Genomic DNA, 12566 nt, shown 5'->3' with positions numbered 1-12566 from the left:
TCCGCTTCCTGGCGGCGTTGCGGCTCCACATGTTGAGGCCCTCGACCAGGGCCGAGAACGCCATGGCCGCATAGATATAGCCCTTGGGCACATGCACCCCGAAGCCGTCGGCGATCAGCACCGCCCCGATCATCAGGAGGAAGCCCAGCGCCAGCATCACCACGGTCGGGTTGTTGTTGATGAAGTTGGCCAGCGGGTCGGCCGCCACCATCATGATCCCCACGGTGATCACCACCGCCAGGATCATCACCGGCAGGTGGTCGGTCATGCCCACCGCCGTCAGGATCGAGTCGATCGAGAACACCAGGTCCAGCATGAGGATCTGCGCGATCGCAGCCCCGAAGTTCTTGGCCGCCGTCGTCTTGGCGTCGAACACGTCGTCGTTGGGGGAGGGATCGACCGTGTGGTGGATCTCGGTCGTCGCCTTCCAGACCAGGAACAGGCCGCCGGCGATCAGGATCAGGTCGCGCCAGGAGAAGGACAGCTCCCAGGCCGGAGCGCCGTGCGCATCCAGCGGTCCCTGCCAGGGCAGCTCGAACACCGGCGCGGTCAGGCCGACGATGAAGGCGAGGGTGGACAGCAGGCCCAGCCGCATCACCAGCGCCAGGCTGATGCCGATGCGCCGCGCCTTGGTGCGCTGCTCGGCCGGCAGCTTGTTCGAGAGGATGGAGATGAAGACCAGGTTGTCGATGCCCAGGACCACCTCCATGACGATCAAGGTGATCAGTGCGGCCCAGACGGCGGGATCGCTCGCCAGGGTCAAAAGGCTTTCCATCGGGGTCCCCTCGTCATCGCCGGAAAAGGCGTTTTAACCGCGAGAGATAGGAGACCCCGCCGGCCTCGCAAGAGCGGCAGGCTACGTCTCTCCCGCTGCGCCGCCGTCCCCTTCGCCGATCTCGACGGAGGCTGGGAGTTCGCTCACCGCCTGCTGGGCCGCGCCGCGGGCGATCAGCACGTCGTCCGGGCGCCGGAAGTCCACCTCCACGGAGATCAGCCTGCGGGTCTGGGCCGTCACCCGCGCCTCGAGGTCCAGCGGCCGGGCCGCGCCGACGCGAAAGAACTGCATCTGCAGGTTCAAGGTCCGAAAGGCGCAGCGGTCGGGCAGCACGCTCATCGCCGCAAACGCCGCCATCTGGTCGGCCAGGGCGGCGAGATAGCCGCCGAACAGGCTGCCGTCCCGGTTCAGCAGTTCGGGCGCCGGCTCCCAGCGTTTGCTCGCCCAGCCTTCGCCCCAGGCGTCGACCAGGCCGAGCTTCAGGGTGCTCGTCACCGGCGGCGGCTCCACCCGGCGCGCCACCAGTCCGTCCAGTCGTTCCTTGGCCCAGCTCATCGCAACGTCCTCAAGTGATTGACGCAGCGACTCTCCCGAGCATTGCTCGGCTTTTGTACTCGCATCGCGGAGGGCGGGATGGCGGCGCCCGCAAGTCCATATCGCAAACCGAAACAGGCGCGCGCCCGGGCCACCTGGGCGGCGATCCTCCAGGCCGCAACTCGCATAATCGAAACCGAGGGCGAGGACGCCTTCACCACCAACCGCGTCGCCGAGACCGCCGGGGTCAGCATCGGCACGCTCTATCAGTACTTTCCGAACAAGGCGGCGATCCTGGTGGCGATGATGCACGACGAGCGCGATCTCGCCCGGCGCAAGGCGCGCGGCTGGATCGAGGCCGGCCTCGACCCGGACCGCGCGATGATCCGCGCCCAGATCCAGGGCTTCGCCGGCCGCCCCCGCACCCGCCGCGTCGCCCTCCACGCCCTGCTGGCCCAGGAGCCCAGCCTGGACGGCGCCGTCGACGCCCCGGCCCGCCGCGCCGGCCGCCAGGCCGTCGACGCCTTTGTCGTCACCCGCGCCGTGGTCGGCGTCGTCCGCGCCGCCGTCCTGGAGGACTCGCCCTTGCTGACCACGCCCGAGTTCGAAGACGCCCTCGTCCGCCTCGCCCGCGCCCTGAGACCGCGATCATAAATCCTCCCCCGCTGGGGGTGGGGGCTCGGCGCATCGCGCCGAGACGGAGGGGCCTGCTGAGTCCGAAGTCTCCCCCAGCCAGCTTCGCGGGCCACTCCCTCAGAAGGGAAGCATGAGAATGGCCCCGTAACCCAATCCTCAGCCTTTCCGGCCACGCTGCTGGAAGGGGCGAACTCGCGCGGCGCGCGATTTGCACTCGCTCCAGGCGGGCGCCGAGAACGGCGCCGGAACGGGACGAAGACGCCATGAACGACGCCTCGAACATCCGCCAGCTCACCTCGCTGCGCTTCTTCGCGGCCTTCTGGGTGGTGCTGTTCCACTACTGGCCCAAGCTCGACCTCGACGCGGCGATCCCGTTGTTCGTCCAGAAGGGCTATCTCGGGGTGGAGCTGTTCTTCATCCTCTCCGGTTTCATCCTCTGCCACGTCTACCGGACCAGTCTGGAGGAGGGCCGTTTCCGATACGGCGCCTTCCTCTGGAACCGTCTGGCGCGGGTCTATCCGCTGCACCTGGCCACCCTGGCCGGCATGATCGTCCTGGCCCTGGGCGCCCAGGCCGCCGGCTTCGGCATCGACCAGAACATCCTCTCCTGGGAGTCGCTGCCGGCCAACCTGTTGCTGGTCCAGGCGTGGGGCCTGGCGCCGCAGGCGGCCTTCAACCATCCGTCCTGGTCGATCTCGGCCGAGTGGTTCGCCTATCTGACCTTTCCATTGTTCGCCTGGGGCGCCCTGGCGCTGAAGGATCGCCCGCTGACGGCGGTCGGCCTGGCGGTCTGCTTCCTCGCGGGCCTCTATGCGATCTTCCAGTCCCTGGCCGGATTTCCGCTGACCCAGGCGACGATCCAGTGGGGCGCGCTGCGCATCGTGCCCTGCTTCGCCTATGGCTGCGCCCTGCACGCCCTGTGGCGCGCACGGCCCTCGCAGAATCGCGGCGGCGCCTTGGCCGGGGCCGTGTTCAGCGCCGTGGCGGCCGTGGGCCTGGCGGCGCTGGCCGCACCAGATGCCGCGATTGTGATCGCCCTGGGCGCGCTGATCTTCTTCCTGGCCCGCATGGCTCAGGCCGGAACTGAAACATTCGGTAACACGCCGCTCGTTTATCTCGGCGAGATCAGCTACTCGGTCTACATGGTCTGCGTGCCATGGAAGATAGTCTTCGTGAATGGAGCCTCGAAGGTTTTCCAGCTTAGCGACGAACGCCTGCCAGTTGGCCTGTGGTTAGTTTTTCTGCTCGGCGTTATTCCACTGGCTGCTGCGTCATATCATCTCATCGAAAAACCTGCCCGTACACAGATGAAGCTGTGGGCCGACTCCTGGCGCGCCCGGCGACCTTCGACCGCAGGGGCGTAAAGACTCTTTTCATTCAGACGCGGGATGGTTACCCCTTGGCGCGTTCGCGTGGGGGAGTACCCGTAGCATGCTAAAACGACCGAGGGCCGTGATCGGCTCCCTGGCCGCCGCGGCGGTTATGCTGTTTGCTCCGATTTCGAGCGCGGTGGCCGACACCTACTGGCAGTGCGTGCCGTTCGCCCGCCTGATCTCCGGTGTTCAGATCTATGGCGACGCCTATACGTGGTGGCGTCAGGCGGTCGGCAAGTACGAGACCGGTTTCACGCCCAAGGCCGGCGCGGTCCTCTGCTTCAAGCCCACCGGCAAGATGCGTCTCGGCCACGTCGCCGTGGTCAGCCAGGTTCTCACCGACCGTGTGATTCAGATCACCCACGCCAACTGGTCGCGGATCGGCGGCACGCGCGGGCAGATCGAAAAGGACGTCACCGTCATCGATGTCTCGCCGACCGGCGACTGGAGCCAGGTCAAGGTCTGGTATGATCCGGTGCGCGACCTCGGGTCTTCGACCTACCCGACCCACGGCTTCATCTATCAGGACGCCACGGCCATCAAGATCGCCAACTCGCGTCTCAACTCGGCTCAGAACGCGGCCATCGCCGTGGCCCAGGGCGCGGCCAGTCAGGTCGCCTCGGTGGTCCGTCCGGGCGCCGGCCCCCTCCAGATGCTGAGCCAGGCGGCCGACTCGACCGACCGCATCGCCGCCCTCATCCAGGCCGCGACCCAGATGCAACCCCCGGCCGACTCCAACTAAACGCCTCCCTCGCGGGGCGGAGCTGTCACATATGGATGTCATCCCGGTTTGCGCAGCAAGACCGGGACCCATGAACACATGCGGTTCAGGATCCGTCTCGGCGGCGCCAGAGCCTGAAAGCTCAGGTGTTCATGGATTCCGGGCAAGCGCTGAGCGCTTTCCGGGAAGACATGCCAAGTGGGCCGCCGCCGCTTATCCGAGCCATATGCGATAGCCCTCCATCGTGGGGCAGGGCGTCGCATAGGGAGCATCACCCCGGAGAGGCGCGCGCCGCGCTTTCTGGGAAAACATCTGCGAGCGGCGGTGCCCGTCAGCTTCAATACAATGCGCTCGAAGACCTACTGATAATCCCAGCTTACGTCCGGGTTCTCTCGCGCAAGCCGCCGTCTGGCCGATTCAAGTCGGTCCTGGGTTTCCGTATTTCGAAATTGAGACAGTATATAGATCGCACTATACACGTATATGACACCCATTGTGTCGGAATTTGCTGCATAGGCGGGGCATCATAGTTTCGAGGCCGCTTACCATACAGTCGATATGAACAAGATCGCGCCACAAATACGCAACCGTTCCTTAAGCGCGTGCGGCGACCATGGGCGCTTCCTCGCCTGCACGAGCCTCTATGTCCGCAGCCGCCAGCCTTCATCGATCGCTCGATTTCCAGACGCTGCGCGGCGTGCTGGAAGGGCACCGTCGCTATCTCGACCATCGGGTCGGCGGCCGCCGGGCGAGCCTGGCCTACGCCGACCTTTCCGGCTTGCGCCTGGAGGGCATCGATCTTCGTGACGCTGACCTGACCGGGGCGCGGCTGGCCGGAGCGCGGCTCGCGGGCGCCAGGCTCGACAGGGCGATTCTGTTCGGGGCGGACCTGCGCGATACCGACCTGCGCCGGGCCAGCCTCGTCCAGGCCGACCTGCGCGGCGCCTCCTTGCGTGGCGCGAACCTCTCGGGCGCCAATCTGGCGGGCTGCGACCTGCGCGAAGGCCGCATCGCCCTGCAGGACCGCAACGAGGGCTTCCGCTATCTCGACCACGCCGGCGGGCCGGGCGAGCTGAACTTCGCGGTCCTGGCCGGCGCCGACCTCTCTGGCGCCCAGATGACCGGCGCGTCGGCGCTGGCCACCGACTTCACCGACGCCAATCTTTCCGACGCCCAGCTCGGCGGGGCGCGGCTGATCAAGGCCAGGCTGGACGGGGCGAACCTGACCGGCGCCCATGTGGCCGGCGCCGACCTGTCGGGCGCCTCGCTGCGGCGTGCGATCCTGATCTCCGTCGACCTGAGCTTCGCCACCGTCGAGGGCGCGGACATGGCCGACGTACTCGGCGCGCCGCCCGCGGTCGTCTATGTCGACGACCAGCCCCTGGCCGAGGTGTTGGCCGCCCACGAGGCGTTCTGCGACACCCATGGCCGCCGCGGGACGCCGGCGCGGCTGTCGGCTATCGATTTCCGCCCAATGGGGACGCTCAAGCGGCGGCGGCTCAGCGGGCTGGTCGCGCCGGGCTCGGTGTTCTTCGGCCTCAATCTCGAAGGCGTGGAGCTGCAGGGAGCCGACCTGTCGCGCTGCGATCTGCGGGGGGTCAATCTGCGCATGGCCGACCTGCGCGGGGCGCGCCTGGTCGAGGCCCAACTCGCCCGCGCCGATCTACGTGGCGCGCAACTGGGGCCGCTCGACATGGGCGAGGGGCGCATCGTCCGCGCCGACCTCTCGGGCGCCAACCTGCGCCGGGCCGACCTGCGCAAGGCCTACGCCCTGCGCGGGCGATTCGTGGGCGCCGATCTTTCGGATGCGCGGCTGGAGGCCTGCCTCCTCACCGACGCCGAGTTCGAGCCGCCTCAGCTGTAGCGGATGCGTCCGAGCGCGGCGGCCACGTCGGCCAGCAGTTGCGCGGGCTTCAGGCCCGCCTTCCACTTCTCGAAGGCCATGACGTTTTCGATACGCGCATCGACGAAGGCGGCGGCCGCGTCGCGCCCGGAGGACAGGCGGATGGCCAGGGCGCTGGCGAGGATTCCCGACAGGATCGCGCGCTTGGAATAGTGGTTCTCGTCGGTGGCCGTGTCCCCGGCCCAGCGCCACAGCTTGTCGGCGCTGTCCCACAAGAGGCGCAGCGCAAGCGGCAGGTGCATCGGCAGGGCGAGGAAACCTGCCCATCGCCGCACCGCCCCCTCGTCCTGGGCCGCCAGGTCGATCCGGGTCATCACCGCCAGGCGGATGCGCTCGCGGATCTTCAGGGGCGCCGGATCGGGCAGGGCGGCCAGGGTCTGGGCGTCGTGCCGCCTGGCCAGCAAGGCGGCGAGGTCGCGCGGGCCGTGCGGCAGCAACAGCTCGACATCGGCCTCGGGCAGCCCCGCCGCCGCGCCCGCGGCCTTCACCGTCGGCCAGGTCCAGCCGCGATCGGCGGCTATATGGAGGGCCGCGTCCAGAACCTGCCGCTCGGCGTCCTGCGCCCAATCGTCTGCATTCGACATGGGCGGCATCTTAGCGGACGTTTTTCCGCCTGTCCGCCGTGGACATCGCCGCCCTCATCTGCTAATCCGCCGCGCTCAAACCCGAAGGCTCCTCGCCAGCGGGTGCAAGGCTTTTGTCCGTTCGCCGCCGCCTGATGTCAGGAGGGCCGAGCGGGAACGGGTGATAGGAGAGAGACCTCTGGTTCAGATTTTCGTCCGCGACAACAACGTCGATCAGGCCCTCAAGGCGCTGAAGAAGAAGATGCAGCGCGAGGGCTCGTTCCGCGAAATGAAGCGGCACGTCCATTATGAGAAGCCGAGCGAGAAGCGTGCTCGCCAGAAGGCCGAAGCCGTGCGCCGCGCGCGCAAGCTGGCCCGCAAGCGCGCCCAGCGCGAAGGCCTGATCGCCGCGCCGAAGCCGAAGAAGCCCGGCCGTTAAGTATCAAGGCCTCGAGCCTTATGTCGGGGGGCCGCGCAGCCATGCTGCGCGGCCCTTTGCATGTGCGGCTCAGCTTGCTCACCGAACCGCGATATTCGGTCGCGCGGCACGAGGCTTGCTAGTTCTTAAGGGCGGTCCCACCTAAATGGGACTCTGAGACACACTTTTCACGAAGGCGCGTCATGAACCTGCGTAATCTCGCCATCTGGGGCGTCATCGTCGTCGTACTCATCGGGCTGTACAGCATGATGACCGGCGGCAGCCAGGCGGCGGGCGCCTCGGGCCAGATCTCCTACTCGCAACTGCTCGGCAAGGTGAACGCCGGCGAGGTGAAGTCGGCGACCTTCCGCGGCGCCGCCATCGAGGTGAAGGACACCAGCGGTAAGTCGTACACCGCCCTGACCCCGAACAATCAGGACGACCTGATCAAGCGCCTGGAATCGCAAGGCGCCGACATCAATGTGAAGTCGGCTGGCGGCGGGCTGCTGGGCCTGTTCCTGAACAGCCTGCCGATCCTGCTGCTGATCGGCGTCTGGATCTTCTTCATGCGTCAGATGCAGGGCGGCGCGCGCGGCGCCATGGGCTTTGGCAAGTCCAAAGCCAAGATGCTGACCGAGAACAAGAACCGCATCACCTTCGACGATGTCGCCGGCGTCGACGAGGCCAAGGAAGAGCTGTTCGAGATCGTCGACTTCCTGAAGGACCCGCAGAAGTTCCAGCGCCTGGGCGGCAAGATCCCGAAGGGCGCCCTGATGGTCGGCCCGCCCGGCACCGGTAAGACCCTGCTCGGCCGCGCGGTCGCGGGCGAGGCGGGCGTGCCGTTCTTCTACATCTCCGGTTCGGACTTCGTGGAAATGTTCGTCGGCGTCGGCGCCAGCCGCGTGCGCGACATGTTCGAGCAGGCCAAGAAGAACAGCCCCTGCATCATCTTCATCGACGAAATCGACGCCGTCGGCCGCCACCGCGGCGCCGGCCTGGGCGGCGGCAACGACGAGCGCGAGCAGACCCTCAACCAGCTTCTGGTCGAGATGGACGGCTTCGACCCGTCCGAAGCGATCATCGTCATCGCCTCGACCAACCGCCCGGACGTGCTGGACCCGGCCCTGCTGCGCCCCGGTCGTTTCGACCGCCAGGTCGTGGTGCCCAATCCGGACATCACCGGCCGCGAGCGCATCCTGCGCGTCCACATGAAGAACGTGCCCCTGGCCGCCGACGTCGACGTGAAGACCATCGCCCGCGGCACCCCCGGCTTCTCGGGCGCGGACCTGGCCAACCTGGTCAACGAAGCGGCCCTGATGGCGGCGCGCAAGAACCGCCGCATGGTCACCCAGCGCGACTTCGAGGACGCCAAGGACAAGGTCATGATGGGCGCCGAGCGCAAGTCCATGGCCATGACCGAGGATGAAAAGCGCCTGACCGCCTATCACGAGGGCGGCCACGCCCTGGTGGCGCTGAACGTCCCGGCGACCGACCCGGTGCACAAGGCGACCATCATCCCGCGCGGCCGCGCCCTGGGGATGGTCATGCAATTGCCGGAACGCGACCAGCTCAGCATGTCCTACGAGCAGATGACCTCGCGCCTGGCCATCCTGATGGGCGGCCGGATGGCCGAGGAGATCATCTTCGGCAAGGACAAGATCACCTCGGGCGCCTCGTCGGACATCGACCAGGCGACCAAGCTGGCCCGCGCCATGGTCACCAAGTGGGGCTTCTCCGACAAGCTCGGCGTGGTGTCCTATGGCGAGAACCAGGACGAGGTGTTCCTGGGCCATTCGGTGTCGCGTACCCAGAGCGTCTCGGAAGAGACCGCCAAGATGATCGACGAGGAGGTCAAGCGCCTGGTCCAGGGCGGCTTCGACGAGGCCCGCCGCATCCTGACCGAGAAGCTCGACGACCTGCACACCCTGGCCAAGGCCCTGCTCGAATACGAGACCCTGACCGGCGAGGAGATCATGGGCGCGCTGAAAGGCGTGCCGCCGGTGCGCGACGACGCCGACGCCCGCAGGCCCTCGGGCCCCTCGGTCGCCGTACCGATCTCGCCGCGTCCCGAACCGGCCTGAGGCTTCGGCCCCTACCGAACTTGACGCCCTCCCGGCCCCGCGCCAGGAGGGCGTCTTGCTCCAAGGGAAAGGCGTGCCATGGTGAAGGTCATGGGGATCGTCAATGTGACGCCCGACAGCTTCTCCGACGGCGGCCGCTATCTCGATCCGGAGGCGGGGCTGGCTCACGCCCGCCGGCTGATCGCCGCAGGGGCCGACATCCTCGACATCGGGGCGGAGTCCACGCGGCCCGGCGCCGAGCCGGTCGGCGAGGATGAGGAGATCGCCCGCGCGGTTCCGCTGATCGCCGCGATCCGCGCCGAGAGCGATGTCGCCATCTCCATCGACACCATGAAGCCGCAGGTGGCCAGGGCGGCGGTGGCGGCCGGGGCGAACCTCTGGAACGACGTCGCGGCCCTGCGTTTTTCGCCCGACGCGCCGGCGGTCGCCGCCGAACTCGGCTGCGAGGTGGTGCTGATGCACATGCAGGGCGAGCCGCGCACCATGCAGGTCGATCCGCAGTACGGCGACGTCGTGGCCGAGGTTCGCGCCTTCCTGGCCGAGCGGGCCCAGGCGGTGATGGCGGACGGGGTGGCGCGCGACAAGATCTGGCTGGACCCCGGGATCGGCTTCGGCAAGCGGCTGGAGCACAACCTCGCCCTGCTGGCGCACCTTGAGGAGATCGCGGGTCTCGGCTTTCCGGTGCTGCTGGGCGTCAGCCGCAAGCGGTTCATCGCCGCGCTCGATCCGGCGGCGGGGGAGGCGCCTGACGCGCGGCTGGCCGGATCGCTGGCGGCGGCGCTGGCCGGCGTCCAGGCGGGCGCCGCGGCGTTGCGGGTCCATGACGTGGCCGAGACCGTGCAGGCGCTGAAGGTGTGGAGCGCGATCGCCGCGGTGCGCTAACCCCGGCCGATGAACGGCATCTTGGTCGCCATGACGGTCATGAACTGGACATTGGCGTCCAGCGGCAGGCCGGCCATGAAGAGGACGGCGTCGGCGACCGCCTTCAAGTCCATCAGCGGCTCGGGCGCGAACGAGCCGTCCGCCTGAGGCACGCCGCGGGCCATGGCGGCGGTCATCTCGGTGGCGGCGTTGCCGATGTCGATCTGGCCGCAGGCGATGTCGTAGGCGCGGCCCTCGAGCGAGGTCGAGCGGGTCAGGCCGGTGATCGCGTGCTTGGTGGCGGTGTAGGCGACCGAGAACGGGCGCGGCGCGTGGGCCGAGATCGAGCCGTTGTTGATGATCCGCCCGCCCCGCGGCGCCTGGGCCTTCATCAGCCGGAACGCACCGCGAGTGCAGAGGAAGGCGCCGGCGAGGTTCACGTCGACCACCCGCCGCCAGGCGTCGAGGCTGAGGTCTTCCAGCCGTCCGCCGGCGCCGGTTCCGGCGTTGTTGAACAACAGGTCGAGGCGGCCGAATTCGCTTTCGATCCTGGCGAACAGCGCCTCCACCTGGGCCTCGTCGGCGATGTCGGTCGGGACGGCCAGGGCCGCGTTCGGCGCGTGGGCGGCCGTGGCCTCCAGTTCGGCGGCGCGGCGGCCCGCCAGGACGACGGTCCAGCCGGCGTCCATGAGTGCGGTGGCGCAGGCGCGGCCGATGCCGGAGCCCGCCCCGGTGACGAGGGCGATCTTGCGGGTCATGGCGCGAGCTTAGCAGGAAGCGCGCGCGATGGTGGATAGGCCGGCGATTTGCGATGCATTCGAAGCCGCGCCGCGCTACCTCGAAGTCATGAGCGAGACCAAGGGACGGGTGCTGATCATCGCCGGCTCGGATTCCGGGGGCGGGGCGGGAATCCAGGCCGACATCAAGACCGTGACCATGCTGGGCGGCTATGCGGCGACCGCGATCACCGCAGTGACGGTGCAGAACACCCTGGGCGTTTCCGGGGTGCATCCGATCCCGCTGGAGGTGATCGAAGCCCAGGCCCGCGCCGTGCTGGACGACATCGGCGCCGATGCGATCAAGACCGGCATGCTGGGCGATACCGGTACGGTGGAGACCGTGGCCCGCATCCTCGATTCGACCTCGGCCCCGGCGGTGGTCGATCCGGTGATGGTGGCCAAGGGCGGGGCGAACCTGCTGGCCGCGCAAGCGGTGGAGGCGGTCCGCAGCCTCATGATCCCTCGCGCAGGTCTGCTGACGCCCAATGCGCCGGAGGCCCAGGCCTTGACCGGCCTTCCGGTGGAGACTCTGGACGATCAGCGGCGAGCAGGCGAGGCGCTGCTGAAGCTCGGCGCCCGGGCCGTGCTGATGAAGGGCGGCCATGTACCAGGCGATACGGTGGTCGACGTGCTGATGACCGCGGACGGCGAGACGACGTTCGAAGGCGAGCGGCTGGACACCCGCCACACCCACGGCACCGGCTGCACTCTGGCCTCGGCCTGCGCGGCGGGGCTGGCCCAAGGGGCGCCGCTGGCCGAGGCGGTCGCCCAGGCCTGGGCCTATGTTCACGAGGCGATGCGGCAGGCGCCGGGATTAGGCGCCGGTCACGGGCCGCTGGCGCACAACTGGCCGCTGGTAGGGCGGCGATGAGCGGCGATCTGGAAAGACGGCTGGAGGCGATCGTCCGGGCGACGCCGAACCTGATGCACGTGCTGACGACGGTGCGGGCGCTCGATCCGCCCGACTGGCTGATCTTCTCGGGCGCGGTCTACCAGCCGGTGCTGAACCACCTGACCGGCCGTCCGGCGGACTATGGGATCAAGGACTACGACCTCGGCTATTTCGACGCCTCCGATACCTCCTACGAGGCCGAGGATATGGTGATCCGCCAGGTCGCCGCCGCCTTCGAGCCGCCGTTCCGGGAGATGGTGGAGGTGCGCAACCAGGCTCGCGTGCACCTGTGGTTCGAGCAGCGGTTCGGCGAACCCTATGCGCCGCTGAAATCGAGCGCGGAAGCCCTGAGCCGCTTCACCTCGACGGTCTTCGCCGTGGGGGTGCGGCTGGAGCCCGACGACCGCCTGACCATCTGCGCGCCGTTCGGCCTGGAAGACCTCTTCTCCATGCGGCTGCGGCCCACCCCGGGGCGCGGGGGCGGCGGCTTCCAGCGGACCGCCGAGGCGGCGCAGCGGCGCTGGCCCGAACTGGTCATCGAGGGACCCTAGAAAAAAGGGGCGGCTTTCGCCGCCCCTTCGTCAGAACCTAGCGCCGCGGGCCGTAGCCCCAGCTATAGCGGTCGTTGTCGTGGCGATCCCAGCGGATGCGCGCCGAGAGGGTGTCGAACCGGCGGTCGAGGTCGGCGCGTTCCCAGCGGGTCAGGCCGTTGGCGCTGTAGCGGCGCTCGAGGTTCACCAGCGAGCGAAACTCGCCGCGCAAGCGGACGGCTTCGTTACGGGTGATCTGGCCGGTCCGAACGCCCTGGTCGATACGACGGTCGAGATTGTTTAGGCGGTGATCGATGCTGGTCCAGCGATCGTTGCGGGCACCATAGGGCTGGGCCATGGCGGGCGCGGCGGTGGCGGCGAGGGCGGCCGCTGCGGTGATGGCGAGAACGATCTTGTTCATAACGGTCTCCTTGAACCTGGCCGTCGCTGTCGAGCGACGATGACCCAAGAAAACCACGGCCGATCTGAAACGGACCTGA

The 12566-nt window shown here is 68.4% G+C and carries 14 protein-coding genes; 9 read left to right on the top strand and 5 right to left on the bottom strand.

Annotation, left to right across the window (positions count from 1 at the left end; genetic code table 11):
- Both ACE3TL_RS03660 and ACE3TL_RS03655 read right to left on the bottom strand, forming a co-directional pair.
- Nucleotides 1–775: TerC family protein (locus tag ACE3TL_RS03660; RefSeq protein ID WP_374577367.1), on the bottom strand; the 775-nt coding region annotated here is incomplete at its 3' end.
- Nucleotides 776–856: 81 nt separating this feature from the next.
- The gene (locus ACE3TL_RS03655) at nt 857–1330 is read right to left on the bottom strand and encodes a PaaI family thioesterase (protein ID WP_374577366.1); all 474 of its coding nucleotides are present in this window, start codon (nt 1328–1330) and stop codon (nt 857–859) included.
- Nucleotides 1331–1408: 78 nt separating this feature from the next.
- Between ACE3TL_RS03655 and ACE3TL_RS03650 the strand changes: the two genes are divergently transcribed.
- The 4 genes from ACE3TL_RS03650 (at nt 1409) to ACE3TL_RS03635 (ending at nt 5903) form a co-directional block, all read left to right on the top strand.
- A complete protein-coding gene (locus tag ACE3TL_RS03650) occupies nt 1409–1963 on the top strand; it encodes a TetR/AcrR family transcriptional regulator (protein WP_374577365.1) in 555 nt (184 codons plus the stop codon).
- A gap of 245 nt (nt 1964–2208) precedes the next feature.
- A complete protein-coding gene (locus ACE3TL_RS03645; protein WP_374577364.1) occupies nt 2209–3309 on the top strand; it encodes an acyltransferase family protein in 1101 nt (366 codons plus the stop codon).
- A gap of 67 nt (nt 3310–3376) precedes the next feature.
- Nucleotides 3377–4060 (top strand): CHAP domain-containing protein, encoded by a 684-nt coding sequence (locus tag ACE3TL_RS03640; RefSeq protein ID WP_374577363.1) that lies wholly within the window; start codon nt 3377–3379, stop codon nt 4058–4060.
- A gap of 622 nt (nt 4061–4682) precedes the next feature.
- Nucleotides 4683–5903: a pentapeptide repeat-containing protein gene (locus tag ACE3TL_RS03635; RefSeq protein WP_374577362.1), complete on the top strand. Its 1221-nt coding sequence runs from the start codon at nt 4683–4685 to the stop codon at nt 5901–5903.
- Here the strand turns inward: ACE3TL_RS03635 and ACE3TL_RS03630 are convergent.
- Nucleotides 5894–6526 (bottom strand): COQ9 family protein, encoded by a 633-nt coding sequence (locus ACE3TL_RS03630; RefSeq protein ID WP_374577361.1) that lies wholly within the window; start codon nt 6524–6526, stop codon nt 5894–5896. The genes ACE3TL_RS03635 and ACE3TL_RS03630 overlap by 10 nt on opposite strands.
- Nucleotides 6527–6704: 178 nt before the next feature.
- Here ACE3TL_RS03630 and rpsU point away from each other — a divergent pair, with 178 nt between their 5' ends.
- From rpsU to folP, 3 genes are all read left to right on the top strand, one after another.
- On the top strand, nt 6705–6944 hold the full coding sequence (gene rpsU / locus ACE3TL_RS03625; RefSeq protein ID WP_374532822.1) for a 30S ribosomal protein S21: 240 nt from the start codon (nt 6705–6707) through the stop codon (nt 6942–6944).
- A gap of 182 nt (nt 6945–7126) precedes the next feature.
- The gene (ftsH, locus tag ACE3TL_RS03620; protein WP_374532812.1) at nt 7127–9004 is read left to right on the top strand and encodes an ATP-dependent zinc metalloprotease FtsH; all 1878 of its coding nucleotides are present in this window, start codon (nt 7127–7129) and stop codon (nt 9002–9004) included.
- A gap of 78 nt (nt 9005–9082) precedes the next feature.
- On the top strand, nt 9083–9886 hold the full coding sequence (gene folP / locus ACE3TL_RS03615; RefSeq protein WP_374577360.1) for a dihydropteroate synthase: 804 nt from the start codon (nt 9083–9085) through the stop codon (nt 9884–9886).
- Here folP and ACE3TL_RS03610 read toward each other — a convergent pair.
- On the bottom strand, nt 9883–10623 hold the full coding sequence (locus tag ACE3TL_RS03610) for an SDR family oxidoreductase (protein ID WP_374577359.1): 741 nt from the start codon (nt 10621–10623) through the stop codon (nt 9883–9885). The two genes, folP and ACE3TL_RS03610, sit on opposite strands and share 4 nt — an antisense overlap.
- 88 nt (nt 10624–10711) lie before the next feature.
- Between ACE3TL_RS03610 and thiD the strand changes: the two genes are divergently transcribed.
- Both thiD and ACE3TL_RS03600 read left to right on the top strand, forming a co-directional pair.
- Nucleotides 10712–11515: a bifunctional hydroxymethylpyrimidine kinase/phosphomethylpyrimidine kinase gene (thiD, locus tag ACE3TL_RS03605; RefSeq protein ID WP_374577358.1), complete on the top strand. Its 804-nt coding sequence runs from the start codon at nt 10712–10714 to the stop codon at nt 11513–11515.
- Complete coding sequence (locus tag ACE3TL_RS03600) at nt 11512–12087, top strand: nucleotidyltransferase family protein (RefSeq protein ID WP_374577357.1); 576 nt, start codon at nt 11512–11514, stop codon at nt 12085–12087. The genes thiD and ACE3TL_RS03600 overlap by 4 nt, the downstream gene beginning before the upstream one ends.
- Nucleotides 12088–12124: 37 nt before the next feature.
- Here the strand turns inward: ACE3TL_RS03600 and ACE3TL_RS03595 are convergent, their stop codons facing one another.
- A complete protein-coding gene (locus ACE3TL_RS03595) occupies nt 12125–12487 on the bottom strand; it encodes a hypothetical protein (RefSeq protein WP_374577356.1) in 363 nt (120 codons plus the stop codon).
- Between the last annotated feature and the right edge of the window lie 79 nt (nt 12488–12566).

It is taken from the genome of Phenylobacterium sp., assembly GCF_041920015.1.
Lineage (GTDB): Bacteria > Pseudomonadota > Alphaproteobacteria > Caulobacterales > Caulobacteraceae > Phenylobacterium.
Note: the sequence above shows the minus strand (reverse complement) of the source record. Positions and strands in the feature narration are given on the sequence as shown.

Bases quoted from the DNA above. Each gene is read 5' to 3' on its own strand.
- ACE3TL_RS03655 (WP_374577366.1), bottom strand. From the start codon at position 1,330: ATGAGCTGGGCCAAGGAACGACTGGACGGACTGGTGGCGCGCCGGGTG.
- ACE3TL_RS03650 (WP_374577365.1), top strand. From the start codon at position 1,409: ATGGCGGCGCCCGCAAGTCCATATCGCAAACCGAAACAGGCGCGCGCC.
- ACE3TL_RS03645 (WP_374577364.1), top strand. From the start codon at position 2,209: ATGAACGACGCCTCGAACATCCGCCAGCTCACCTCGCTGCGCTTCTTC.
- ACE3TL_RS03640 (WP_374577363.1), top strand. From the start codon at position 3,377: ATGCTAAAACGACCGAGGGCCGTGATCGGCTCCCTGGCCGCCGCGGCG.
- ACE3TL_RS03635 (WP_374577362.1), top strand. From the start codon at position 4,683: ATGTCCGCAGCCGCCAGCCTTCATCGATCGCTCGATTTCCAGACGCTG.
- ACE3TL_RS03630 (WP_374577361.1), bottom strand. From the start codon at position 6,526: ATGTCGAATGCAGACGATTGGGCGCAGGACGCCGAGCGGCAGGTTCTG.
- ftsH (WP_374532812.1), top strand. From the start codon at position 7,127: ATGAACCTGCGTAATCTCGCCATCTGGGGCGTCATCGTCGTCGTACTC.
- folP (WP_374577360.1), top strand. From the start codon at position 9,083: ATGGTGAAGGTCATGGGGATCGTCAATGTGACGCCCGACAGCTTCTCC.
- ACE3TL_RS03610 (WP_374577359.1), bottom strand. From the start codon at position 10,623: ATGACCCGCAAGATCGCCCTCGTCACCGGGGCGGGCTCCGGCATCGGC.
- thiD (WP_374577358.1), top strand. From the start codon at position 10,712: ATGAGCGAGACCAAGGGACGGGTGCTGATCATCGCCGGCTCGGATTCC.
- ACE3TL_RS03600 (WP_374577357.1), top strand. From the start codon at position 11,512: ATGAGCGGCGATCTGGAAAGACGGCTGGAGGCGATCGTCCGGGCGACG.
- ACE3TL_RS03595 (WP_374577356.1), bottom strand. From the start codon at position 12,487: ATGAACAAGATCGTTCTCGCCATCACCGCAGCGGCCGCCCTCGCCGCC.